The following is a 24,242-nucleotide window of genomic DNA, read 5'->3' as shown; positions in this document are numbered from 1 at the left end:
GAGTGAGCCGTCGGCAACGTGCGATCCTGTAATGGTGGCCTCAGCAATCTTGCTTCCGGTAACAGATCCCTCGTCAAGGGTGAAGTTATCGAAGGCATCCGGTCCGAGATGCCGGCTGCCAATTGCCTCGTCGGCAATCTGAGCACTCGTGAGTGAGCCGTCAGCAATGTGCGATCCAGTGATGGTGGTGTTGGCAATCTTGCTTCCGGTCACAGATCCCTCGTCAAGGGTGAAGTTATCGAAGGCATCCGGTCCGAGATGCCGGCTGCCGATAGCGCCATCTGCAATCTGTGCGCCAGTAAGCGAACCATCCGCAACGTGTGCGCCGGTGATGCAAGCCTCAGCAATCTTGCTGCCTGTAACTGATCGGTCGTCTAACGCGAAGTTGTTGAAGGCATCTGGCCCGAGATGCTTGCTGCCAATTGCCCCATCGGCAATCTGCGCGCCTGTGAGCGAACCATCCGCAACGTGTTCGCCCGTGATAGAAGCCTCAGCAATCTTGCTGCCTGTAACTGATCGGTCGTCTAACGCGAAGTTGTTGAAGGCATCTGGCCCGAGATGCTTGCTGCCAATTGCGCCATCTGCAATCTGTGCGCCAGTAAGCGAACCATCCGCAACGTGTGCGCCGGTGATGCAAGCCTCAGCAATCTTGCTGCCTGTAACTGATCGGTCGTCTAACGCGAAGTTGTTGAAGGCATCTGGCCCGAGATGCTTGCTGCCAATTGCCCCATCGGCAATCTGCGCGCCTGTGAGCGAACCATCCGCAACGTGTTCGCCCGTGATGGAAGCTCCAGCAATCTTGCTTCCGGTCACAGATCCCTCGTCAAGGGTGAAGTTATCGAAGGCATCCGGTCCAAGATGCTTGCTGCCGATCGCGCCGTCGGCAATCTGCACACCCGTGAGTGAGCCGTCGGCAACGTGCGATCCTGTAATGGTGGCCTTAGCAATCTTGCTTCCGGTCACAGATCCCTCGTCAAGGGTGAAGTTATCGAAGGCATCCGGTCCAAGATGCCGGCTGCCGATCGCGCCGTCGGCAATCTGCACACCCGTGAGTGAGCCGTCGGCAACGTGCGATCCTGTAATGGTGGCCTCAGCAATCTTGCTTCCGGTCACAGATTCCTCGTCAAGGGTGAAGTTATCGAAGGCATCCGGCCCGAGATGCCGGCTGCCAATCGCGCCGTCGGCAATCTGAGCACTCGTGAGTGAGCCGTCAGCAATGTGCGATCCAGTGATGGTGGCCTCAGCAATCTTGCTTCCGGTCACAGATCCCTCGTCAAGGGTGAAGTTATCGAAGGCATCCGGTCCGAGATGCTTGCTGCCGATGGCGCCATCGGCAATCTGCGCGCCAGTAAGCGAACCATCCGCAACGTGTGCGCCGGTGATGCAAGCCTCAGCAATCTTGCTGCCTGTAACTGATCGGTCGTCTAACGCGAAGTTGTTGAATGCATCCGGCCCGAGATGCTTGCTGCCGATGGCGCCATCAGCAATCTGCGTGCCTGTGAGCGAACCATCCGCAACGTGAGCGCCGGTGATAGATGCCTCAGCAATCTTGCTGCCTGTAACTGATCCGTCGGCTAACGAGAAGTTCTTGAAGGCATCCGGTCCAAGATGCTTGCTGCCGATGGCTCCGTCGGCAATCTGCGCACCTGTGAGTGAGCCGTCAGCAACGTGAGCGCCGGTGACAGAAGCCTCAGCAATTTTGCTGCCTGTAATTCCACCGTCCTTCACAAGTTCCGATGTGATTGCGCCCGCTTCGATATGCTGCGAACCGATACTGGAAATTTGCAGGTGATGGGGAAGAACGGCACCCTCCGCCAGCTGCCTCGATTTTACGGCCCCCGGCTGCAATTGATCGACGCCAACGCTGTCCGGCTGCAGGTGGACATGACCGACAGACTGATTTCCGAGATGTGCTGCGTTGATGGAGTACGGCGCCAGGTGATGGCTCTGAATCGAGAATAATTCAATATGCTTGGAGCTCACCGCGCCTTCGGCGAGATGTCCGCTCTGGATCGATTCTCCGGCGACATGCTCAGAAAGGACGGCGCCGTTCGTGATATGTGCGGATTCTATGCTCTCTGCCTGAATGTGCCGGGCATTGACGGAGCTGGATGCCAGATGGCGGCCGGTAACCGATCCTTCATCCATATGCTGTGATTTGACAATATCCACGCCCAGGTGGTCAGACTGGACGCTCGCTTCTTGCAGGTGCACCGCTGAGATGGAGAGAGGCTTGATCTTATCACCGCTCACGGCGTTCGCTTGCAGCGCGGCTCCCGAGACTGACGAAGGCGAGAGATGGGCTTCCGCAATGGATTGTGATCCGATTTTTACGCCCGGGATGCTGCCGTCCGCAAACAACGCTTCCGCTGAGCGGCTTTCGTCGGCCAAATGGTTCAACGTGATGGATTTTTTCTTCAAGTGATAGCCATGTATGGCTTCCTGCACGATATGTTTGCCCAGGATGGATTCCAGTCCCAGATGTGCGCCCTCTACAGCTTGCGGAGCAATTTTCTCGGAAGTAACGGCCTTATTCTGAATCGCTTCTGAAGTCACCGAATTTGGCGAGAGATGAGTGGATTGAACAGCCTTTGGTGCTATTTTCCCAGCAGAGACACTGCTCTCAGCCAGTTTATTTGAAGTTACGGCAAGGTCTGTCAGTTTATCGGTGGACACGCTTTCCGGAGACAGCTTCGGCGAAGTTACCGCATGGTCCCCCAAATGTCGAGGCGCAATAACCCCATCGCCGATCGAGGACTCCACGATGCTGCCTGCAGCAATTTTATCTGTCGTTACCGCACCCTGGGCGAGCGTTTGTGTCCGTACGCTTCCCTTCTGCAGATGGCGACTGGCAATAGAACCATCGGTCAGATGAGGCTCGCGAACCGCCCCGTTTTGCAGAGCTTCGGCGCCTACACTGCCTGCTGACAAGTGCTGCTGCTGAATGGCTTCGCTGGCAATATTGCCGGAGGTTACGCCATGTTTAGCAATAATGGCTCCGCCAACCGATCCAATCGCAAGCTTTTGGCTGGTTACGCTCTCGGGTGCCAGCGTTTCTTCGCCGACGGATGCGGGCTGAAGATGCTGTTTCCCGATCGCTCCGTCAGCCAGATGCTGTTCTGCTATCGTTTTGGGCTGAATGGCACGCCCTATGACGCTCTGAGGTGCGAAATGCTGAGGTAAGATGCTGCCCTCGGCAATATGCTCAGCATTTACTGCATCCGTAGCTAGATGCCGGGTATGAATGGCATCCGATGCAATCTGGTCCGATTCGACCGAACCCTTTGCCAGATGGCGTGTTTGAACGGCTTCATTGGCAATTTTGGTAGGGAGTATGCTCTGGTCCGCGATTTTCGAAGCCGTAACCGCCTGTTCAACCAGCTTCACCGTATGGACGGATTGATCGGCAAGCTTGGAGCTTGTGACACTGGAATCAGCCAGATGGCGGGGGGCAACAGCGTTGATGCCGATCTGATCGGAACCGATGGAGCCGAACTGGATTTGTCCTGATCCTACGGCTCCGTCCGCTAAATGGCGGGCGCTGAGCGAGCCTTCCTTAATATGCCCGGCGTTGATGGCACCGTCAGCAATTAGGCCTGACCCGATGCTGCCGGCAGCAATATGCTCCGCAGTTACGGCCTTATTGGCCAAATGTTTGCTTTCGATGCTTTGCGGTTTTATGTGAGAGCCTAAGATAGTATCATCGGCGATTTTTTTTCCTGTTACGGCACCTTCACGAATTTTGGTCGAAGTGACTGCATCCTCCGCAAGCTTGGAACTATGGACGCTCTCATTAGCGAGATGTCGGGTTTCTACGGCGCTGGATGCGATTTTGTCCCCTTGAACCGCTTGGTCTTCGAGCATGTCGCTTGTCACGAGGAGCTGTTGAAGATGACGTGCAGTAATAGCCCCATCTGCGATTTTTTCGCTGACCACGGCGCGGTCAGCCAGTTTCTGTGAGGTTACACTACCATCCTTGATCTTGCTGGCATTTACGGAACCGTCCCGAAACTTGCGCGTAGATAAGATGCCATCCATCAAATGTTCTCCTGTGACCGATAATGGTGCGATTTTTCCGGAAGTTACGGATTCGTCGGCAAGGTGCAGACTTGTGATGCTGTAATCCTGTATAGCTTCAGGTCCGACGGCACCACGTGACAGCTTGGATGCTGTGACCGCTCTCGAAGCGATCCGGCTTTCGGTTACCGCATATTCCCCTATGTCCTCTGTATATATGAATGCGCCCTTAATTTCAGGCATTTCCTTTTCCGAAATCAACTGCATATACTCGTTCTCCATCTCTGGAAGGGGTGGGGGATCGTTAGGCATGGTCGGGGGTTCAGCGGCTACAGCATCTTCTGTAGGTATGATAGCATCTTCTGTAGGTATGATAGCATCTTCGTCAGATATCGATAGTGGGGTGTTTTCTTTGTTTTCTTCTTGTCTTAATTCCATGAGGCCGATAAGATCCTCATCCAGATCCATAATGGTTGCTGCTGAAAGGATGTGGGCATCTTTATCTTTTTTGTAGCTGCGTCCTTTATTTCGCTCAAGCAGATCGAATTCCTTCGTAGCGGGATCTACCCTGTAAGGCTGGGAAGAGGAAGATGATGGGCTTTTCTTCTTTTTCTTCAAAACAACACGCTCCTTCCGAATACTCATCGTCTCCGGTATCATATGCAGCCGTTTAGGCGGCTGTCACTGGTCTTTTGGGATTCGACACATGAAAGGGAAGCGTAACATGGAAAAGGACCCGGCCAAAGGCCGAGTCCTTGATTGAGCGCTAAAAAGCACATATAAAATTTAACCCCTGACGGCCAATAACGGCTGTACAGTCGGTTCCGTATTTGAAGTATTCTCAAGAATCTTTGCTTCTAAAACGACAAAAGCCCTGCCTCTCTTTCGTCCTTGCGGCTCCGATGACCGCTCCAGTGTGAATCAGAAAACCGTTCCATAAAACTCTTACTCTTAGGGTCATAAAATAGGAATTTGCACTTCAACAGAGATGTAAATAACCATGTTTCGAGGAACTAACGGGGTTAAACTTCATGTAACAATTACTTATTATAGCACAAGTACTCGTAATAAGCAACGATATTCAAATGAATATTAGAATGTCATGCAAAAACGCTTGATTTTTTCCTGAAATCCAACGATATTCATATTAACAGTTTTTTCTTGCAAATTCTGCTACTGAACTCTTAAAATTGTGACATCATGTCGAATACGTTCGGATCTCATATGCCCTGCCGATGTGTATCATCTGTTAATGAAAGTAGGCGTTCCATGCAACTGTATAAGTCTTTTCTTAAACAGCTAATCCGGAACTATATGATCGGGTCCATTGCAGCTGTGCTTGTTGTGGGTGGCGTATTATTGGTAACAACTCTGGAAATTCCTTTTGAGGAAGGCGCGCGTCTTATGGTCATATTGACCATTTCGTTCATGGTGATGATTGCGTCGGAGCTGACCGTCTTTCTTCGGTATTTACGACCGATTCACGCGGGGTTTGATGAAGGCCATGCAGATTTGGAAACGTTGGAAAAAGCATACTTGAGTATACACCGCATGCCGCGTGTGGTGGTATACCGCATATTCGGACCTCATCTGCTCGGTTTGTCGCTTCCGGCCATTCTGCTTACGGTTTGGATGATGGAGCAGGGAAAACTGAATTTTCCGCCGTTCTATATATGGCTGGCTTGCCTTGGAGCGGTCCTGCTAGCCAGCTGTCATGCCATGATCGAATTCTTCCTGACGATCGCGGCTATCCGTCCGCTGATCAAGGAGATCCGGCGGCAGGCCTTGTCGCGTTATGGCGTGGATTTTTCCCTTGAGGGCCACGTATTCATGGCGATTCGGACGAAGTTTCTGCTGAGCACGATGCTGATCGGCACCTTTCCGCTGTTTCTGTTCAGTCTGGCGGTGCAGATCCGTCTGGAGGGGCTCAGTCAGATTGTAGCTCAGCAGTACTGGGGTTGGGCGGGATTTATACTGCTGCTGGGTGTCGGTTTTGCTTATATCGGCGCTTGGCTCTTGACCCAGGATTTACAGCGGCCGATCCGGCAGCTGTACCGGGCGATGAATGAGATTAAGGAAGGACGTCTGATCCAGACCTCCAATCTCTATTCCGATGAATTTTCCAATTTGATCGCGGGGTTCAATATGATGGTTCGCGGTCTGCAGGTGCGGGAGGAACGGAACCGCAAGCTGCTGGACAGTTACTTTGCTGCCCTGGCAGCGGCGCTGGATGCCAGAGATCCTTATACGGCAGGACATTCGCTTCGGGTGGCGGAATACTCGGTGTTAATCGGCCAGCTGGCGGGACTCAGCGAAGTGCAGGTTGATCTTTTGCATAAGACGGCATTGCTGCATGATATCGGCAAAATTGGGGTACGGGACAACATTTTGCTGAAGGAAGGAAAGCTAACGGCAGAGGAGTTCGATCAGGTAAAGGCCCACCCGGCTCAAGGAGAGAACATTTTGCTGCAGATCGAGCCTGCCGATGCCATGGCGCCTTATCTGGAGGGAGTGCGATCCCATCATGAGCGTTATGACGGGGGCGGATATCCTGATGGGTTGAAGGGGGAGGAAATCCCTCTGTTTGGCCGGATTATTGCTGTGGCCGATGCCTATGATGCCATGACGTCGGACCGGCCCTACCGCAGCGGCATGAAATCCGTTGATGCCTTAAACATATTGGAGGCCGGCAGGGGAACCCAGTGGGATCCCGATTATGCGGGCATGTTCGTTAAATATATGAAAGCGGAGAAGAAGGTCATTACGATCCGCTAGAGGTCACAAGCAGGGAATCGCAGCTGGTTCTGTGGAATAGGAATTAAGAAGGAGACCGTACCTGTGCAGGTAAACGGCCTCTTTTTTGTGACTGTCGTTAACATATCACTGGACCCCAGGGCGGCAGACAAGAGCTGCGATTTCCATGCTGCTTCTGCCAGTTGGCTAGAGATGAATGAAATATGGATATCATATCATCTGGTGAGTCGCATACCGTCTCATCGTGATGACATCGTTTGCCAGGATTCAAAGAAACTTCTAAGGGGTATACACAAGTACAGGCAATTCTACATTTCATCATTCATTACTCTAAGAGGAGCTGATATTTATGGATAGCAACGTATTTAAAGGGAAATGGAAACAGATGAAAGGTGAAGCGAAGAAGCAATGGGGCAAATTGACGGATGACGATCTTGATGTGATCGATGGCGAGAAAGATAAATTGGTTGGCAAGCTGCAAGAACGCTACGGGCATACGAAGGATGCGGCGGAGCGTGAATATACGGATTGGAGTTCAAGATACCGCGACTAGTCTTGAGGACGATAAGGGAGGCAGAACGAATCATGTTGGAATCCCGGGTTGTGACCGGCAAGGTGATCGATATTCGTGACGGCAAGGTGTTTACCTTACACGGAGACATGGTCAGCACCTATCATTTGGGATACTATGAGATGATGAATGAGGAAGTTCTTCCTGTCACAGACAGTCAGCAGGCGTCAGTGTCCACCTCGGGGCTTATGGCGAAGGAAGCTGCCGAATCCTCCGGCTGGCTCCGCAGGGAGTGGAAACCGCTGACCAGTTTCATAACCGCTTGGAGAAAGAGCGCAAATCGAGCTTGATTTGCGCTCTTTTTATGTCTTTTTATGCTTGGATGTCCAGGTCATGCGCCATGAGAAATTCATGTGAGTTTTATATTTAAAAAGTCATATTGACTTGGGTCCGATGCGGTGTAGAATGATGTCAAAAGGAAGTATGATCAGCCCATTTGAAGTCATCGAAGGAGTGTATCACCATCAAGGCTGTCCAGGCTATTCACAAGCCGCGCAAACAGGTTTCGCACCAGCGCAAACATTTGATGACGGCTACAAGGGACGGGGTGCCGGCCGTCATTTTGCAGACGCTATTGGGCGGTCTCTTCTTGACAGGGTACTTATTGTACTTAGGTGCGGAATCCAGTGAGGTTGGGTTTGTTCTGGCCGTCACTACGCTGTTCAACGTGCTTCAGATTCTGGTTCGTACCTGATCCAGCGCCTGCAATACCGCAAGAAGGCGATGATTATCTTCACCTTTATGCACCGCATTTTGTGGGGGGCCACGGGCATATCATGAATGGAGGGAGGTGTGAGGTGGAATGGTTGCACTCGTAGTCGGGGCCACAGGGCTTGTGGGTCGTATGGTAACCGAAGAACTGCTGGGCCGTGAAGAGGTTAAGGAGGTCCGCGTGCTGGTACGAAGATTTCCTGATGTTGCGCATCCCAAGCTGTTGCCCATCCTGGTGGAATGGGATCAGCTGGAGCGATACAGCGAAGCTTTTTCCGGCGTCCATAGCGTGTACTGCTGCCTGGGAACAACGATCAAAAGGGCCGGTTCCCAGCAGCAGTTTCGTAAAGTGGATGTGGATTATGTTATCAAGACTGCGGAGTTGGCTAAGCGGCACGAGGTAAGACAATTTATGGCGGTCAGCTCCGCAGGGGCCAATCCGCAGGCGCGTAATTTCTATCTTCGGACCAAGGGAGAGGTTGAAGAGAAGCTGGCCAAGATTGGTTTTTGGGGGCTGCATCTGTTCAGACCGTCATTATTGCTGGGGGAGCGGCCCGAGGGGAGGTTTGGAGAGCGGGTGGCATCGGTTCTCATGACTTCCCTCGACTTTGCATTCAAAGGTCCGAAGCTAGCCCCATACCGGGCTATACCAGCGCGGAAAGTAGCCAGGTCGATGGTGAATATCGGATTAACGGATATGAAAGGCCACCATGTGTATACCAATGAAGTCATCCATGTTCTCGGCGAGGCTGCCGATTAAATTTGCCAGAGTACCTGTGGCAGATTACAATGTACACAGATAGGAATACATAGAAAGGGTGAAAAAACATGAGTAAACATATCATATCGACCAACAAAGCCCCGGGAGCTATCGGACCATACAGCCAAGCTGTAGAAATCAACGGATTTGTATATACTTCAGGCCAACTGGGATTGAATCCGGAAACAGGGGAATTCGGTGAAGGGGTTCAGGAGCAAGCGAAGCTGTCGCTCAGCAACGTAAAGGCGATCCTTGAAGCAGCCGGGACAAGCCTCGACCACGTGGTGAAAACCACCGTATTCTTGAAGGATATGAACGATTTCGCGGTGGTGAACGAAGTGTACGGCAGCTTCTTCTCCGAGCCATACCCTGCCCGCAGCGCCGTTGAGGTTGCTCGATTGCCGAAGGACGGACTGGTTGAGATTGAGGTCATCGCCGTTAAGCAATAATCGATATTATCACATAGGGAGCTTTGCCAATGCAGGCAAAGTTCCTTTTTTAAGAGATAAGAAAGTATAAACATCCGAGGCTCAGCATCTTTATCTCGCAAGAAAAACTTCCGCTACATGCGGTCTGTCTTCTGAGAAAGTACGTCGATAGACGTTTTTTTTATGTTTAATGGAGATCGTGCACATTGAATAATGCGAACTTACGTTCTATAATACACTGAAAAGCAAGTATATAGGTCAAACTAATAATAGGGGGATACCTTGGGGATGGAGCCTAATATTCGAGAATGGATGGAGCAGTATCGGGTATCCGGTTTAAGCCTGGCACGGATTGCTGAAGGTCATATTCGGGTGGCAGAAGGCTACGGCACTTTGGAAGCTGGAACCGGCAACATGGTAACTGGACATTCAATATTTAATGCTTGTTCGATCAGTAAATTCGTTACCTCGATGCTCGTTATGAAGCTGGTTGGTCAAGGGCTGCTGGATTTGGATGAAGATGTTAATGTTAAACTTACCACATGGAAAGTTCCAGAGAACGAATTCACCCGGCATAGCAAAGTGACCCTTCGGACATTATTGTGCCATCAGTCGGGAATCATCGATCCTGAAGGCAGCTTTGGCGAATGGGACCCCGCACATGGTTTCCCCTCTATGGAAGAGCTGTTGAAGGGAAGAACGCCATATTGCAATGAAGCGATTCGTGTCACATATGAGCCCGGGAGTGAATTTGCATACTCGGATGCCGGTTTTTGCATCATTCAACTGCTGATCGAAGACGTGTCTGGTAAGTCATTTCAGGTGCTGATGAAGGAGCAGGTATTTGAACCGTTAAATATGAAGGACAGTATACTGAATCCGACCATTTCCCAATCCATAAGCGGACAGTTATCATGTGGCCATAACAAGAACGGGGAATTAGTTGAGGGCAAATATCCGATGTACCCCTACGCGGCAGCATCCGGTCTATGGGCCACACCATCCGATTTAGCCATCTTGGCGATCGAATTCATGGATTCTTTAAATGGCAGAAGCAGAATAGGGTTATCCGAGGACAGAGCGAAGGAATGGATTACTCCTCAATGCAGGAAAGAATGGACCGGGCTGGGTGTTTTTTTGGGTGAGTCCGATCAAGAGGTTGAGGTCACATCACTCGGATGGGGTGTAGGATTTCAATGCATGATGACCTTGCGGCCGTATTCAGGAAAGGGGATCATAATCATGACAAATACAGATCTGGGCGTTCATCAATCCAAGGGGATTATAGGAGATGTTCTGAGATCAATCGAATAGAACCCTCTCAACCCCCTGGATTAGATCAACAACAGCCTTTACGTTTAGATCGAGCAGGAAGCGAATCGAAAGCAAGAAACTTCTCTTTGCGGAAGATCCGGACTCGGCTTAATACCGGGATCTTCTCCGATTGCGCGTAAAGAAGAGCCATATGGCATATACAAGCAGGACGATAGAGAGCACAAAGGCGGTCATTAAGATGCTGTCGGTCTCCCGATGCTCGGCCGCGATGGCGATGTAAGCCCAGGTGAAGACCAGCGGCACGATGCTGTCCCGGTAACGCTGGCCGATCAGTATGGCGAGCAAAGCACCGAAACAGAGCAGCACAATCCCCAAAGTGGTTTCGCGCAGGCCGAAGAGGCTCCAGTCATTCTTCTGAAACACGATCGCGACATTGACGATAAAGGCAGGGCACACCCAGCCGAGATATAAGCTGAACGGCAATTTCAGACAGAACTTCTCGCCTGACGTCGGATAGTCGATCGTATGCGTGCGGTCATATAGAACCCACAGGGTTAACAGCAGTAAGAACATCACCACGACAGACCATTCAATATAAAGATAGTGCCATAATATAATCCACGCCATATTGAATACGCAGCTGAGTATAAACCATGGTCCGATGGATCGTACGGAATCGCGGTTTCCGGTGTTACGACGCAGCTGGTAGATGACAAAAAAGAACAGCAGCACATAGATGACGGACCATATGGAAAAGGCATACCCTGCGGGAGTGATCGTTGTATAATACATATCCGATATCTCCCCGGTAGTTCTGCCGCCAAGCGGCAGCATGCCTGATAACACATTCACGGCGATTACCCCGGCGAATAACAGCAGATTCCACCAGCGGTACGGGTTGTTGCGGTACATACAATCTCCTCCTGATATCAGTCTGGAATATATAGAATATACCCAAAAGAATGAATATCGAGCCAGCAGCTAAAAGAAAAGGGCACTAGCCCTTCATTTAACTCATATGTTTCTTGCGGTATTCGTTCGGGGTGAACCCCTCCATCTTCTTGAACACTTTGCTGAAATACTTCTCATCCTGGTAACCGACCATCTCCGCGATTTGGGCGATCCGGATCTGGGGATTGAGCAGCAGCGTTTTGGCTTTGTCGATTCGTATCCGTCCAAGAAAATCCGATAGCGTCACACCGAATTCCTGCTTGAATTTGCGCGAAATGTACTCCCTGCTAAGAAAGAACTTCCCCGCAATTTGCTGAAGGGAAATCTCCTCATGAGAGTGCTGCTCCAAATAGTGAGCAATGTCATGAATGATATGATTGTCCTTGGAATGAATCTGAGTAAGAACACGGGATGCCGCATAAAGCCTTCCGCTGATCTGTTCGCGCCAGCGATCCCAGCAGATCATTCCCTCCTCGCTGTAAGGAAGCGGGGAGGGAAGGTCCTGCGAGATTTCAGCGTCTTCGACGGGTTCCTGCGTGCTTCTTACCTCATTTTCCGTCCAGTGATACTGAATCCAGTCCCACTCCGAATTCCACCTCGCCAGATGCTCCGGCGATACGAGATCCCTCTCGCGAACATCCTGCAGCCACTCTTCCGTGGCTGTCTCGATGCGTTCCTTGCTCCCGCTGAGTGCAGCCAGCTTGAATTTCTCCTCGTAGGAGGAGAGCCGCAGGGTGCGCGAGCCTTCGCTTTCAACGGCACGTTCGCGATGGATGCGGCATTTGCCGGTTAATAAATTGCGGCTGCACAAGGCTTGGACGGCATTTAAATAAGCCTTTGGCAGATCGTCGGGAAAGGCGCCTGCTTTGGCGGCACCAAAATGGCTTCGCCTGCGAAGGGTGGAGAAGAACCCGTCATTCATTCGACCCAGTACGTCGTTAAAGGGAAGCCGCGGATTCCAACAGAGAATTATGATTTCCCCGGGTTTGTCGATATGTCGAAAGGCAACCCCCTGATCCATCAACAGCTCATTGCAAATATTAATGAGCGTGAAGGACAGCAGATGGCGCCTGTTGCGGAATTTGGACAGCAAAGCTTCGTCAAATTGATCATCGCGTAGCACCGCAACGTTATAGACCATGCCGGTTACTGGCAGCGTCATCCGGTTCCGCAATTGAGAAACTACGCTGTCCCTGTTGCCGTAGCCGTTAACTAGATCCGACAGCAGGCGGTCCATATAGAAAGGGGTCATCTGATTCATTTCGATGTTCTGATTGGTAATCTGCTGCCGTTTCTCTTCCTCGTGCTGCCACGTTTGAACCGCTTTGGTCAGCGCCTCGTTCAAGCTGTCCGGTTCAACGGGCTTGAGAATATAGTCAATGCCTCCCGAACGGATCGTATGACGTACATATTCAAAATCATCGTATCCGCTAATGACGAGCACTTTAATATCCGGTTTCGTGGTATGCAGCCAGGTGAGCAGCTCCAGTCCGTTTTTGCGGGGCATTCGCATATCGGTCATGACAATTTGCGGTTTGTTCTCCTCAATTAAGCGCACGGCCTCCTCACCGTCAGCGGCCTGATCGATTTCCGTGATGCCATGCCGCTCCCAGTCTGCCAGAAGCCCTATAGCCTCCCGCACATGCTGTTCGTCATCTACGATCAATACTCTCATTCTACTGTTCACTCTCCCATATGTTGATATCGAGCGTGACCTTGACGCCGTGTGGCACTACATTCTCTATCGTTAATCCGGCCTTGTTGTCGGAGTATAAGTTCAAACGCATCAATACGTTTAAGAGCCCGATCGAATCATTGCCGGCATCGTTTCGGTCAGGGTGACCGTAAGCAGTCGCAAGCTTGCTGCGAATCAAAGCGAGCTCGGCCTCTTCGATGGATGACCCGTTATTTTCAACGACGACGATCAAGCGTCGATCTTCCGAGATGCGGGAAGAAATGGATATATGTCCGACGCCGGCGTGTGTATTCATGCCATGCTTGAAATAATTCTCAACAATCGGCTGCAGGATCATCTTCGGAACCGGTGCCGTAAGGCTCTCTGGATCCAAATCCCATGTGATGTCAAGCTTGTCCCGGAATCGCTGCTTCTGCAGCTCAAGGTACAGCCGCACATGGTTGATCTCATCCTGCAGCGTTACTTTGCCCTCACTGTTTCGCATATTGTAGCGCATCATATTCGCCAGCGAAGAGAGCAGGGAATAGATTCGCGGCACATTGTGCTGCAGGGCCAAGGTACCGATCGACTGGAGCGAATTGTATAGGAAATGCGGATCGATCTGAGCCTGGAGCGCCTTCAGCTGATTGGTCTTATTGGCGATTTCCAGCCGGTACTCACGCAGGATCAGGTTGTTGATGGTGTCCATCATGGTTCGGAAGCGGCGGGAGAGAATCCCAATCTCATCCGGGCTTGTAACCTCAATATCCACGTCAAGCCGCCCGGTTTTCACCTGATTCATATAGCTTGTGAGTTGTTTAATGGGTTTTGTAATCCGAATGGATATCCATAGCGTGCCGAATATGACAATGAACAGCGCTAATATCGCAATAATCGCGTTAATGCTCGTTAGTTCTGTCGAATGTTTGTACAGCGTTTGATGTGGGATTTGTTTGACAAGCGTCCAGGGAGCGTAAGGCAAATCAAGCTTCTCGTAGACGATCATCGCGTCTTTGCCATCGTAATAACCATTATCCGATTGAGCGATTTCGCCCATTAGCACAGGGTCGTCCAGAATTTGTCCTCTCTGCTGCGAATCCGGACCGTAGATGATGCTCCCCTTGTCATCAATCAAGTATAGCTGTTCTTCCCCCTTAGCATATAGTTGATCGCAAATAGCCAAAATACTGTCAAGTTTCACATCGATGGCCATAAGGGCATATTGGTCGGGTGACGGTACGTTGGTGATGGATCGATAGAAGGTGAAAACTTCAAAATTCAGAATGTCCGCAGGCCGCGGAGGGAACCCGTAACTGTGCACCTGATGGACGGGCTCGATGGCCGTATTGCCCGGGCCGAACTCTTCTATTTTGCGATAAGGCGCCTGCCGGAATTCCCTGCGAGGCAGATTGCTTGATACTTGGGTGGACTGTCCTGTCAAATTATTGTGCAAATAAATTTGATGCACGTCCTGCGTGCCCGTTTGAATGGCCTGCAAGGTCGTATACAGCTCGGCTACAACCCGGTGATTATCGGGATCCAGGGCAAGATTGCGCAGAAAATGGGGATCGGAATATACGGATAGGGAGGCGCGGTCGATGCCGTGCAAATAGTTCATCAGATTGGTCGCTCCTTGATAAATCAACCGAATATTTTCATTCACCGTCTGCTCCTTCACGGACTCGCGGGTATGCGTAAACGTAATGAATAGCGAGAGCAGGAGCGGAATGGTTGTGACAGCGAGCATGAACGTGATCAGCCGGGTCTGGATGCTGCGGTATTTCATGAAGGATCACCCCCTGGATTATCGAATGGGCATAAGCGCGTATGGTCAATATTTTACACCTAATGGTTCATGATTCTCCGTGTTTATTGTTTACAGGTTACCGCATAATGGCTGTACATCATACAACAACTTAACGAAAAGGGGAGATCAAGGGATGAATCGAAAAAAATCTTCGGCGCTGCTGCAGCAGTTTCTTTTCGTGGGACCTTCCACTATTTTTTTCATCCTGATTATGATCATTCCGTTCCTTCTGGGTCTTTATTATTCCTTCACGAACTGGAATGGAGTGTCAAGCAAAATCGACTTTGTCGGCTTTGATAATTTTGTTACCATCTTTACCAATGATGATAAATTCCGTGATGCCTTCTGGTTCACCACCCGGTTTACGGTGCTTGGCGTCATCCTGACGAATCTGCTCGGATTTTTACTGGCATACTTCCTGACCAAGCCGCTTAAGACGCGAAACGTGCTGCGGACGATCTTCTTCATGCCAAACGTGATCGGCGGCTTGCTGCTCGGTTTCATCTGGCAGTTTATCTTTGTCAAAGGGTTTGCAGCGATCGGCAATGCCACGAACCTGGGATTCTTTAATCTGCCATGGCTCGGCACCAAGGGGACTGCCTTCTGGGCAATTGTAATCGTTTTCGTCTGGCAGACGGCCGGTTACTTGATGGTTATCTACATCTCCTCGCTCAACAACGTGCCGAAGGATATTCTGGAGGCTGCCGAAATTGACGGCGCGAGCAGAGGGCAGGTACTGCGGTCCATTATTATACCGCTTGTCATGCCGGCGGTTACGGTATGTTTGTTCCTGGCGATTTCCTGGTCATTCAAAATGTTCGACTTGAACCTGTCCTTAACTAAAGGCGGACCGTTCGGCTCAACGGAGTCAGTGGCCATGAATATCTACAACGAGGCCTATACGAATAACCGTCTCGGACTCGGAACAGCGAAGGCAGTCATCTTCTTCATCGTGGTTGCCATCATAACAAGTCTGCAGGTTCGATTCACGAAGAGCAAGGAGGTTGAGGCGTAATGGAGACCACGAGAAAATACCGGCTAAACACCATGGCCACGGAGATCATCATGATCATCGTAGCCTTGCTCTTCCTGGTCCCGTTTTACTTCCTGTTCGTGAACTCCGTCAAAACCTTCGGCGAGCTGTTGACGGATTCGGCCGGGCTTCCGACCGCCTTTGAATGGAGTAACTACTCCCGGGCTTGGGACATTACCAACTTTCCACAGGCGTTCTGGAATTCGCTGGTCGTTACGGTGGCAAGCAATCTGCTGCTGGCACTGTTAAGTGCCATGACCGCTTACCAGATGGTTCGCCGGAACACGCGTTTTAACCAGATCATGTTTGCACTGTTTGTGGCGGCGATGGTCATTCCGTTCCAATCGATCATGATTCCACTCGTGAAAGTGACGGCAACGCTTGGGATTAACAACAGCTTGTATGGACTTATTATTTGCTACCTGGGCTTCGGAGTTCCGCTGAGCGTATTCCTGTTCCATGGGTTCGTGAAATCGATCCCGATGGAGATCGAAGAAGCCGCAACTGTAGATGGATCCAGTGGATACGGCGTCTTCTTCCGGGTGGTATTCCCGCTGATGAAGCCGATGTTCGTTACCGTCATCATCCTGAACACCTTGTGGATCTGGAATGACTATCTGCTTCCATCCTTGATCCTGCAGTCCGCAGAGCTTCGGACCATTCCAATTGCTACTTTTGCCTTTTTTGGGCAGTATACGAAGCAGTGGGATTTGGCTCTTCCAGCGCTGGTGTTGGGGATCATGCCGGTCATTATTTTCTTCCTGGCCATGCAGAAATACATCATTGAGGGCATCACGCAAGGAGCGGTGAAGGGATAGCCCGTCAATCGGTCAATTCCTTCCCCCTCAAAGATCAATATAATACCTGATTTAACGAAAAAAGGTTGATTATACTGAAAAAGAAAACGCTATCAAATAATGCTGCACACAATGTAAAGAAGAAAAAAGGGAGGATTCACAATGAAGAAATACGGTAAGCTGCTCCTGGTCATGGTTCTGGCTTTCTCCACGCTGCTTGCAGCCTGCGGCGGCAAGAATGAGGACAATCAAGGCGCTGAAGGGGGTGCCGAAGGCGGAACGAAAACGATTAAGATTTTCCAATTTAAAGTCGAAATTGCCGAGGCTCTGAATAAACTGAAAGCTGAATACGAAAAAGAACATCCCGGCATTAAGCTGGACATTCAAACCGTTGGCGGCGGCTCCGACTATGGCGCGGCGCTGAAAGCGAAGTTCGCTTCCGGCGATGAGCCGGACATTTTCAACGTTGGCGGATATCGCGATCTCGAAACGTGGTTCGAGAATGTCGAGGATCTCTCGGACCAGCCATGGGTGAAGGACGTGGTTGACGTTGCCAAAGAGCCTATGACCAAAGACGGTAAACTGTACGGACAACCGATGACTATTGAGGGTTATGGATTCATTTATAATAAAGACTTGTTTGAGAAAGCGGGTATCACCGAGCTTCCTAAGACACTTACGGAGCTTGAGGATGCGGCAAAAAAACTGCAAGCGGCCGGCATTACGCCATTCGTTAACGGATACCAAGAAACCTGGATTTTGGCCAACCACTTGCTGAACATCCCATTCGCCCATCAGGAAGATCCGGGTGCATTCGTCAAAGGAATGAATGAAGGTACGGAGAAACTAGTAGGCAACGCGAAATTCGACGAATGGATGAGACTGTTCGACCTTACTGTTCAGTACGGTCAGAAGAACCCGCTGACGACAGATTACAATACGGAAATCACGACCTTTGCTAGCGGTGAAGCAGCCATGACCCAAAACGGGAACTGGACGCAAGTGCAAATCGACGGCATCAATCCGGATCTGAACATTGGCCTTCTGCCAATGCCGATCAATGACAATGCCGAAGAGAATGACAAGCTTCCGATCGGTGTGCCGAACAACTGGGTCGTGAACAACAAATCCAAGGTGAAGGATGAAGCCAAGGAATTCTTGAACTGGCTCGTTACTTCGGAGACCGGTAAACGTTATATTACAGAAGAGTTCAAGTTCATCCCGGCACTGACCAGCATCGAAGCGAATAGCGAGACGCTTGGCGACCTGGGTAACGATGTCATGAAATACAGTAAAGAGAACAAAGCGCTCAGCTGGGAGTTCAATAAATTCCCTGACGGCGGTATGAATGAATTCGGCAGCCAGATGCAAGGTTATGTGGCTGGCAATGTGGACAAGAACCAATTGTTCGAAGGCATTCAGAAATCATGGGAAAGCTTGAAGGCGAAGTAATCAGGAAAGTGACGTCTACCATGCCATATCATCGAAATGACCCATTGACGTGAATAGGGGCTGTCCAAAAGATATATCGTCTTTTTGAAAACAGTGCCGATGTCATTCATGCATCATAAAAGGTCGAAGACAGGCTCATTTAGAGCGCTGGTCTTCGACCTTTTTGTTTGTCACATACCCTAGCTTTGTCGTCTTTACAGTTGATAAGTATGCCCCGTGCCAAGGGGAAGAAGAAGCGGAGCATGGTTATTACTAATAATTATTTCGGATCAGTAAATAAATAATGAGACCCACAACAGGGAAGAACAACAAGCCCAGCACAACCAGGATCGCAAATTCGGGGCTGCGGCCTTTTCGCCGGGCGTCATTATAACCCCATACGCAGACGGCAATGTGAAGAAAGAAGAAGAAGAATCCCAGTAATAACGTCACAATTCCCAAAATACCAAAGCCAACAAAACTCATAATAAAATACCCTCCCGAACTCTAAATGTATGATTTACATACGGTCGATCAGCAGAAGGGTCGCAAAAAAACAAAAAGATTTGGAGTTTTCTTGCTGGGGGTAACCGGAGGTTGCATAAGAATACGGATATTTTATTAACCTATATAGGAGAATTCTGCAATACATAGATCACAACGAAATAGTAAATACATGGTATGATAAAGATTGACGTTATTTTGGCAATGGGAACGATTTCGTATCGTTTTGAAATGTTGAAGCTATCGTATAAGATAGTAATAATATCTATAAAGCAGGAAAAGACGGGAGACAACGATGAATCAACCGCTCTATGGCGTATGGCTAGGTGACGTATTCTTTTGTTTTTCCGGTGAGGTTTCGGAACCGAGAGTGGACGCTTGGAGCCGCGTGGTCCGTACCTTTCGCAGACCGGATGGAACCCGTCCCTTCGCTAACGCTTCCCTCCGGCTTGCCGAGCTCAGATATCCGGCCAAAGTCCTCGGATCGAAAAGCACACGGCGTCCGGAACGGAAGACACTTGGCGGACGGACGATGGAAGGGCTTGCGCTGACACCGGGAGACGCATTTCAATTGCTGATCTCGCTGGATCCTGAGTATTATCAGACTCAGGGTCTAAACGTCGGTGAAGAAATGGAATATTGGGTGCAAGCGAGCAGATTTGCATTGGAGCTGCTCCTGCAAGGGAAGTTTGCACCGGGGACAGCCGAGGTGCCTTCCGTGGGCAGGCGCCGGACAACGATGCAAAATATAAAAGCGGTATGGAAGCCGCAGCTGTCTGCCGAGGATACAGCACGCTTTCTGCAGCTGGCAGCGAATATCCCGCCCATTGCGATTGGGACGCCTGCAGCTCTTGCCGGATTCGATCCTTCTACCCGAGAGGAAGCAGGGGCTATTGTGCTGTATTCTTTTCTATGCGGCGTGATCGACAGCCAAGCCAGGGCAGCTGTCCGTGAATCGGAGGATAAGCTTCGGATCTATCTGGCGAATTACCGGCGGGGACATTCTCCACTGGCCGAGCTGTGGTGGAACAGCTTGTTGACCGTCAGTCGGGATATTCCCATTCAAGGAACGGCTGAGGAAGTCAGTGAGCTGGAAGAAGCTGTTGAACGTGTTGGAGGGACGACGTTTCCATATGCCAGCGGGGAGGATCAGCCTCCCGAGAATGGAACTGTTGGACTTGGGCTGCGGCTTGAGCCGCCTCTGGACGAGAACCAGAAGGACTGGAAGGTGTCCTTCTGGTTACGAAGCCAGGAGGATGAAGGCTTATCGATGCCAGTCCGCAGCATTTGGGGAAATCCGGAGCCCGATCAGCTGATCCGCGGACGGATGTACTCTAGGGTTCAGCTGCAGTTGTTAATGAAGCTGGGCGAAGCGGTAGAACTGGCACCGGAGCTGGCCGCAGGCTTGTACGGGCGTGCTCCCGAGAGCGTGTCGCTATCGCTTGACCGCTTGTCCACGTTTATGAAGGACTCGGTTCCAAAATTAACGGCGAGCGGAGTCACGGTTCAAATGCCTTCACGATGGAGCAGGGCAGGGCGCCGCCGCGTTGGCTTATCTCTCAAAATGATGCCGGATGCAAGACCATCCGGTGAAGCGCATCCGCTGCCGGTGTTAGGCATGGAGCATCTGGTCAGCTTTCAGATCTCCGCAGCGATGGGAGGCCAATCCCTGACGCGCGAAGAGTTAAAGTTTCTGGCCGAACAGAACCTGCCCTATGTCCAGTTCCGCGGGGAATGGGTTGAGGTGGATCTGAAGGAGATCAACCAAGTGCTGCGGTTCATGAAGCGCCATGAGCAGGGCGAGATGGAGCTTGCCGAATGGATGCACCTTAGCGCTGATATGGATGGAGAACGCCTGTGGAAGGGTCTTTTTATCGAAGAAGTGGAAACAACGGGTTTGCTATCTTCTTTACTGGATGGAGAGACGTCCCGCAAGCTGCCGTCCCGCCCGATTCCTTCCTCGCTTCACGGCGAACTGAGACCGTATCAGGAACGGGGATATCAGTGGCTTAGCGTGATGCGCGATTTGGGATTTGGTGTTTGCCTTGCCGACGATATGGGACTTGGAAAAACGGTACAGGTTATCACCTGTCTGCTGGAGCGTCTCAATACGGCATCCGCTGGCGGTCCGGTGTTGATTATTTGCCCGACCTCGCTTCTGGGTAACTGGCAGCGGGAAATTCAGCGATTTGCACCGGATCTGACCTTGCATGTGCACCATGGCGTTCGACGCCTGCGTGGAGAAGACTTCCTGCAGGAAGCGGCCAATCATGATATCGTGCTGACCACCTATCACTTGGCGGGAAGAGACGGCGGTGATTTATCCGCTATCCAGTGGTCGAGTGTGGTGCTCGACGAAGCACAATATATTAAGAATTACCGTACGAAGCAGGCTCAGAGCGTCATGAAATTATCCGCGCCTCACCGTATTGCCATGACCGGAACACCGGTGGAGAACCGTTTGGCGGAGCTGTGGTCGATCTTTCATTTTCTCAATCCGGGATACCTCGGCTCCTTTAATACCTTCCGCCAGCGTTATGCGCCGGGAGAGGGGCAGCAGGAGAGATTCCGTGAGCTTCATAAGCTGGTATCTCCATTCATGCTGCGCAGGCTCAAGAGCGACCCGGATATCCGCAAGGATCTGCCGGAGAAGCTGGAATTGAAATCATATTGCCCGCTGACCGAAATTCAAGGTGCGATGTACCAAGCGGTTGTCGATGAGATGATGGGACAGATCGAGAGCCGGTCGGGCATGGCCCGCAAGGGACTCGTGCTTTCGTCCCTCACCAAGCTGAAGCAAATATGCGATCATCCGCAGCTGCTTCGACGTGACGAAGGACGCGCGGTACGGGCGGAGTCCTCGGGCAAAATGGAGCGCATGCTTGAAATTCTCGACAGCATCGCAGATGTCGGAGAATCGGCGCTGATCTTTACCCAGTATGTGGGCATGGGAGAACTGCTGGTAAGCATGCTTGGACGTAAATACGGGAAGGAGCCGTATTTTCTTCACGGAGGGGTGCCTAAACGGGAACGGGATGAGATGGTACGGGCATTCCAGGCAGGCGAGGGGCCCGAGTTCTTTGTTCTCTCGTTAAAAGCCGGGGGCGTAGGCCTGAATTTGACCCGCGCGAACCATGTGCTTCACTATGACCGGTGGTGGAACCCGGCGGTTGAAAATCAGGCGACGGACCGTGTATTCCGGATCGGGCAGCATCGTAACGTTCAGGTGCACAAGCTGATTTCTCAGGGAACCCTGGAGGAGCGGATTGACGAGCTAATCGAACAGAAGAAGGCGTTATCCGAGCAGGTTGTTGGATCAGGCGAAACATGGCTGACGGAAATGTCAGACGGTGAGCTCCGCCAGCTGATTGAGCTGCAGGAGCAAGATTGGATGTAATCGGATTGCGTACGGCGCATGGAGCAGCCGAAAAGACATACAAAAATGGACGCCAAGGAGGTGTGGGCTATGGAATCTGCGGAATCGGCCGAACGAATTAGGCTGGAGATCGAACCCGGATGGTTAAAGGGGAAAGTGGATGGAGCCGATGAATCATCGGAGACGTATGAGGTCAGCGTTCAGGTGAAGACGTTGAACCCTGCTGCCCGTGAGGCGGTGCTGGCTTATCTGGAGGAAGACCCGCAGGCGCTGTACCGCCTGCTTGCAGGGCAGGACGCCCCTTGGCTGGCCGAGCTGGCGCCATCGCCCCTGCAGGGCGAAAAGCCGGCCGTCGATGCCCGCTGCACCTGCGGCCAAAGGGCCTGCGGGCATGCCGCAGCCTTACTGGCTGCCGCAGCCCTGCGGCTTGCGGCTGAGCCGCTCCAGCAGCTGATGCTGCTGGGGCTGCCGCGGGAAGTGCTGCTGGCCGGCGTCTTCGACGCCTGGGCCAAAGCAGCCCCGCCGGCAGCAGGCGGCTCTGCCGCAGAGCAGGCCACCCGCGTGAAGGAGAAGGGACCGTCCGGTCCTTCTCCGGGCGAATGGGTGGCCGAAGCGGCGGCCGAGGGCCGATTGCACCGGCCCGGCCCGCAGCTTAGCGAGCTGGCGGTGGAGCTGTCACCGCCGCCTCCGGCAGATCAGCTAGGCCCAGTCGGCGACTGGACAAGCTTACTGCCTGGTGTTCGCGGCGCTTCCAAAGCGCTCAGCGTGATTGCCCGCGGAGCGGCCAAACAAGCCGAGCAGAAGCGCCGCAGTTTGAAGTCGCCGTGAGATTGGAAATCCATCACAGAATTGTAATGAATTTGATAGAAGCGGCGTCATAAATCGAGGGAAACGGCCGGATATTTGACGTAAACGGAGATTATCCGGCAGGATTCGACAGCCGCTCATTTGTCCTGCTTATTCTGAATAAGGTACAATGGGTGCAGGACAAACCGTGGGAAAGGAAGAAGCGATAGATGAATGCATTTTCGGGAAAACGAACACGATTTACAAGCGTAATGCTGTCATCCTTGCTGTTAGCAGGGGCCATTCTGGCAGGCTGTCAATCGGATGATGCCGGTTCCGGTAAGGAACAGGGTCAGGAATTGCAGTCGCCGGCCGAGGGTCAGGAAGGAAACACGCTTCCTGAGGGCGGTGCGGACAATGGAGAGGCAGGGGCTGAGAATCAGCCGGCGGATCCGGTTATGGCGAAGCGCAGCGAGAATGCGCTTCAAGCCACGATCCAGGAAAGCGGCGGCAAGCAGGTCGTAACCAACGCGGAGGCTATGACGGTGGTTGTAAATAAGCAGCGCAGCTTGCCTGATGGTTATGAACCAAGTGATCTCGTGGAGCCGAATGTCCCATTTTCTTTTGATGAGCCGCATGAAAAACGGCATCTGAGAAAAGAAGCGGCGGACGCGCTCGAGGAATTGTTCGATGCGGCCAAAGCGGATGGCATCGAGCTTCGCGCCGTATCGGGATATCGTTCTTATGCCCGTCAGAAAAGTATATATGAGAATAATGTTCGTACCAAAGGGGAAGCCGAGGCTAATCGTGTAAGCGCGGTGCCGGGTACGAGTGAGCATCAGACAGGCCTTACGATTGACGTGTCCAGCCCAAGCGCAGGTAATGCATTGGAGGAAACGTTCGGTCATACGGCTGAAGGGCAGTGGCTGGCGCAACACGCGTCGGAATTCGGCTTCATCATTCGATATCCGGAAGGGGCCGAGGATATTACCGGTTATGTATACGAGCCGTGGCATATCCGTTATGTAGGCAAGGATCTGGCGCCGGATATTGCCGACAACGGCTTGACGCTGGAAGAATACCTCGATGAGGCGAACATTAAACTGTAAGCTGTGCTTATATTCGTAGGATAAACGGGACTTTTTATCCTTGTACACCAGCTTGCGAATCTATAAAGTAGAACAGGACCTGCGCAAGGCCGGCGATGTTCTTGTTATACGAATGAATCCCGGGGCGGCTTGGCTCCGGGATTCATTCGTATTTTAAGAGATAAGAAAGCATCAACTTCAGAGTCTTACCATCCTGATCTCGCAAGAAAAACTTCCGCTAAATGCGGTCTGTCTTCTGAGAAGGTACGTCGATATAC

General features: G+C 51.5%; 18 protein-coding genes. 13 read left to right on the top strand and 5 right to left on the bottom strand.

Features of this window, described 5'->3' with window-relative positions; genetic code table 11:
- Positions 1-4,635, bottom strand: a 4,635-nt coding sequence (locus tag ABEW73_RS33685) for a hypothetical protein (protein WP_430206429.1), incomplete at its 3' end; no start/stop codon positions are given.
- A gap of 651 nt (positions 4,636-5,286) precedes the next feature.
- Between ABEW73_RS33685 and ABEW73_RS33680 the strand changes: the two genes are divergently transcribed.
- The 7 genes from ABEW73_RS33680 to ABEW73_RS33650 all read left to right on the top strand — a co-directional run bounded on the left by ABEW73_RS33680 (position 5,287) and on the right by ABEW73_RS33650 (position 10,555).
- Positions 5,287-6,792: an HD-GYP domain-containing protein gene (locus tag ABEW73_RS33680; protein ID WP_430172963.1), complete on the top strand. Its 1,506-nt coding sequence runs from the start codon at positions 5,287-5,289 to the stop codon at positions 6,790-6,792.
- 328 nt (positions 6,793-7,120) lie between these two features.
- Positions 7,121-7,324, top strand: coding sequence for a CsbD family protein (locus ABEW73_RS33675; protein ID WP_076326026.1), 204 nt, complete (start codon positions 7,121-7,123; stop codon positions 7,322-7,324).
- Positions 7,325-7,356: 32 nt separating this feature from the next.
- The gene (locus tag ABEW73_RS33670; protein ID WP_430172965.1) at positions 7,357-7,632 is read left to right on the top strand and encodes a hypothetical protein; all 276 of its coding nucleotides are present in this window, start codon (positions 7,357-7,359) and stop codon (positions 7,630-7,632) included.
- A gap of 146 nt (positions 7,633-7,778) precedes the next feature.
- A complete protein-coding gene (locus ABEW73_RS33665) occupies positions 7,779-8,036 on the top strand; it encodes a hypothetical protein (RefSeq protein WP_430172968.1) in 258 nt (85 codons plus the stop codon).
- A gap of 108 nt (positions 8,037-8,144) precedes the next feature.
- Positions 8,145-8,813, top strand: a complete 669-nt coding sequence (locus ABEW73_RS33660) for an NAD(P)H-binding protein (RefSeq protein ID WP_430172970.1) — start codon at positions 8,145-8,147, stop codon at positions 8,811-8,813.
- 68 nt (positions 8,814-8,881) lie between these two features.
- Complete coding sequence (locus ABEW73_RS33655; RefSeq protein ID WP_430172971.1) at positions 8,882-9,262, top strand: RidA family protein; 381 nt, start codon at positions 8,882-8,884, stop codon at positions 9,260-9,262.
- A 267-nt stretch (positions 9,263-9,529) separates the two neighbouring features.
- Entirely contained in the window at positions 9,530-10,555 is a 1,026-nt protein-coding gene (locus ABEW73_RS33650; protein WP_430172973.1) for a serine hydrolase domain-containing protein, read from the top strand.
- Between the two features lie 108 nt (positions 10,556-10,663).
- Here the strand turns inward: ABEW73_RS33650 and ABEW73_RS33645 are convergent, their stop codons facing one another.
- The 3 genes from ABEW73_RS33645 to ABEW73_RS33635 all read right to left on the bottom strand — a co-directional run bounded on the left by ABEW73_RS33645 (position 10,664) and on the right by ABEW73_RS33635 (position 14,928).
- Entirely contained in the window at positions 10,664-11,428 is a 765-nt protein-coding gene (locus tag ABEW73_RS33645) for a tryptophan-rich sensory protein (RefSeq protein WP_430172975.1), read from the bottom strand.
- Between the two features lie 97 nt (positions 11,429-11,525).
- The gene (locus tag ABEW73_RS33640; RefSeq protein WP_430172978.1) at positions 11,526-13,142 is read right to left on the bottom strand and encodes a response regulator transcription factor; all 1,617 of its coding nucleotides are present in this window, start codon (positions 13,140-13,142) and stop codon (positions 11,526-11,528) included.
- 1 nt (position 13,143) lies between these two features.
- Positions 13,144-14,928, bottom strand: coding sequence for a cache domain-containing sensor histidine kinase (locus ABEW73_RS33635; RefSeq protein WP_430172980.1), 1,785 nt, complete (start codon positions 14,926-14,928; stop codon positions 13,144-13,146).
- A gap of 154 nt (positions 14,929-15,082) precedes the next feature.
- Here ABEW73_RS33635 and ABEW73_RS33630 point away from each other — a divergent pair, with 154 nt between their 5' ends.
- The 3 genes from ABEW73_RS33630 (at position 15,083) to ABEW73_RS33620 (ending at position 18,231) form a co-directional block, all read left to right on the top strand.
- Entirely contained in the window at positions 15,083-15,964 is an 882-nt protein-coding gene (locus tag ABEW73_RS33630) for a carbohydrate ABC transporter permease (protein ID WP_071222084.1), read from the top strand.
- The gene (locus tag ABEW73_RS33625; RefSeq protein ID WP_215163268.1) at positions 15,964-16,800 is read left to right on the top strand and encodes a carbohydrate ABC transporter permease; all 837 of its coding nucleotides are present in this window, start codon (positions 15,964-15,966) and stop codon (positions 16,798-16,800) included. Before ABEW73_RS33630 ends, ABEW73_RS33625 begins: the two co-directional genes overlap by 1 nt.
- Positions 16,801-16,941: 141 nt before the next feature.
- Entirely contained in the window at positions 16,942-18,231 is a 1,290-nt protein-coding gene (locus ABEW73_RS33620; protein WP_430172983.1) for an ABC transporter substrate-binding protein, read from the top strand.
- Positions 18,232-18,483: 252 nt separating this feature from the next.
- On the opposite strand, the gene ABEW73_RS33615 is transcribed toward ABEW73_RS33620, so the two are convergent.
- Entirely contained in the window at positions 18,484-18,696 is a 213-nt protein-coding gene (locus tag ABEW73_RS33615; RefSeq protein WP_213647909.1) for a PLDc N-terminal domain-containing protein, read from the bottom strand.
- Between the two features lie 313 nt (positions 18,697-19,009).
- On the opposite strand from ABEW73_RS33615, the gene ABEW73_RS33610 reads away from it, so the two are divergent.
- The 3 genes from ABEW73_RS33610 to ABEW73_RS33600 all read left to right on the top strand — a co-directional run bounded on the left by ABEW73_RS33610 (position 19,010) and on the right by ABEW73_RS33600 (position 23,985).
- A complete protein-coding gene (locus ABEW73_RS33610; protein WP_430172985.1) occupies positions 19,010-22,111 on the top strand; it encodes a DEAD/DEAH box helicase in 3,102 nt (1,033 codons plus the stop codon).
- 18 nt (positions 22,112-22,129) lie between these two features.
- Positions 22,130-22,918 (top strand): hypothetical protein, encoded by a 789-nt coding sequence (locus tag ABEW73_RS33605; protein ID WP_430172986.1) that lies wholly within the window; start codon positions 22,130-22,132, stop codon positions 22,916-22,918.
- A 188-nt stretch (positions 22,919-23,106) separates the two neighbouring features.
- The gene (locus ABEW73_RS33600; protein WP_430172988.1) at positions 23,107-23,985 is read left to right on the top strand and encodes a M15 family metallopeptidase; all 879 of its coding nucleotides are present in this window, start codon (positions 23,107-23,109) and stop codon (positions 23,983-23,985) included.
- Positions 23,986-24,242: the final 257 nt, after the last annotated feature.

Origin of the sequence: Paenibacillus lautus (assembly GCF_050482385.1) — a bacterium.
In the GTDB taxonomy this organism is placed as follows: Bacteria; Bacillota; Bacilli; order Paenibacillales; family Paenibacillaceae; genus Paenibacillus_AQ; species Paenibacillus_AQ lautus_B.
The sequence above is the reverse complement of the archived record's forward strand: the minus strand, read 5'-3'. Positions and strand labels throughout refer to the sequence as shown.

Coding starts and splice junctions, on each gene's coding strand:
- ABEW73_RS33655 (WP_430172971.1), top strand. CDS start 8,882: ATGAGTAAACATATCATATCGACCAACAAAGCCCCGGGAGCTATCGGA.
- ABEW73_RS33625 (WP_215163268.1), top strand. CDS start 15,964: ATGGAGACCACGAGAAAATACCGGCTAAACACCATGGCCACGGAGATC.
- ABEW73_RS33650 (WP_430172973.1), top strand. CDS start 9,530: ATGGAGCCTAATATTCGAGAATGGATGGAGCAGTATCGGGTATCCGGT.
- ABEW73_RS33610 (WP_430172985.1), top strand. CDS start 19,010: ATGAATCAACCGCTCTATGGCGTATGGCTAGGTGACGTATTCTTTTGT.
- ABEW73_RS33680 (WP_430172963.1), top strand. CDS start 5,287: ATGCAACTGTATAAGTCTTTTCTTAAACAGCTAATCCGGAACTATATG.
- ABEW73_RS33645 (WP_430172975.1), bottom strand. CDS start 11,428: ATGTACCGCAACAACCCGTACCGCTGGTGGAATCTGCTGTTATTCGCC.
- ABEW73_RS33635 (WP_430172980.1), bottom strand. CDS start 14,928: ATGAAATACCGCAGCATCCAGACCCGGCTGATCACGTTCATGCTCGCT.
- ABEW73_RS33620 (WP_430172983.1), top strand. CDS start 16,942: ATGAAGAAATACGGTAAGCTGCTCCTGGTCATGGTTCTGGCTTTCTCC.
- ABEW73_RS33630 (WP_071222084.1), top strand. CDS start 15,083: ATGAATCGAAAAAAATCTTCGGCGCTGCTGCAGCAGTTTCTTTTCGTG.
- ABEW73_RS33605 (WP_430172986.1), top strand. CDS start 22,130: ATGGAGCAGCCGAAAAGACATACAAAAATGGACGCCAAGGAGGTGTGG.
- ABEW73_RS33615 (WP_213647909.1), bottom strand. CDS start 18,696: ATGAGTTTTGTTGGCTTTGGTATTTTGGGAATTGTGACGTTATTACTG.
- ABEW73_RS33670 (WP_430172965.1), top strand. CDS start 7,357: ATGTTGGAATCCCGGGTTGTGACCGGCAAGGTGATCGATATTCGTGAC.
- ABEW73_RS33675 (WP_076326026.1), top strand. CDS start 7,121: ATGGATAGCAACGTATTTAAAGGGAAATGGAAACAGATGAAAGGTGAA.
- ABEW73_RS33640 (WP_430172978.1), bottom strand. CDS start 13,142: ATGAGAGTATTGATCGTAGATGACGAACAGCATGTGCGGGAGGCTATA.
- ABEW73_RS33600 (WP_430172988.1), top strand. CDS start 23,107: ATGAATGCATTTTCGGGAAAACGAACACGATTTACAAGCGTAATGCTG.
- ABEW73_RS33660 (WP_430172970.1), top strand. CDS start 8,145: ATGGTTGCACTCGTAGTCGGGGCCACAGGGCTTGTGGGTCGTATGGTA.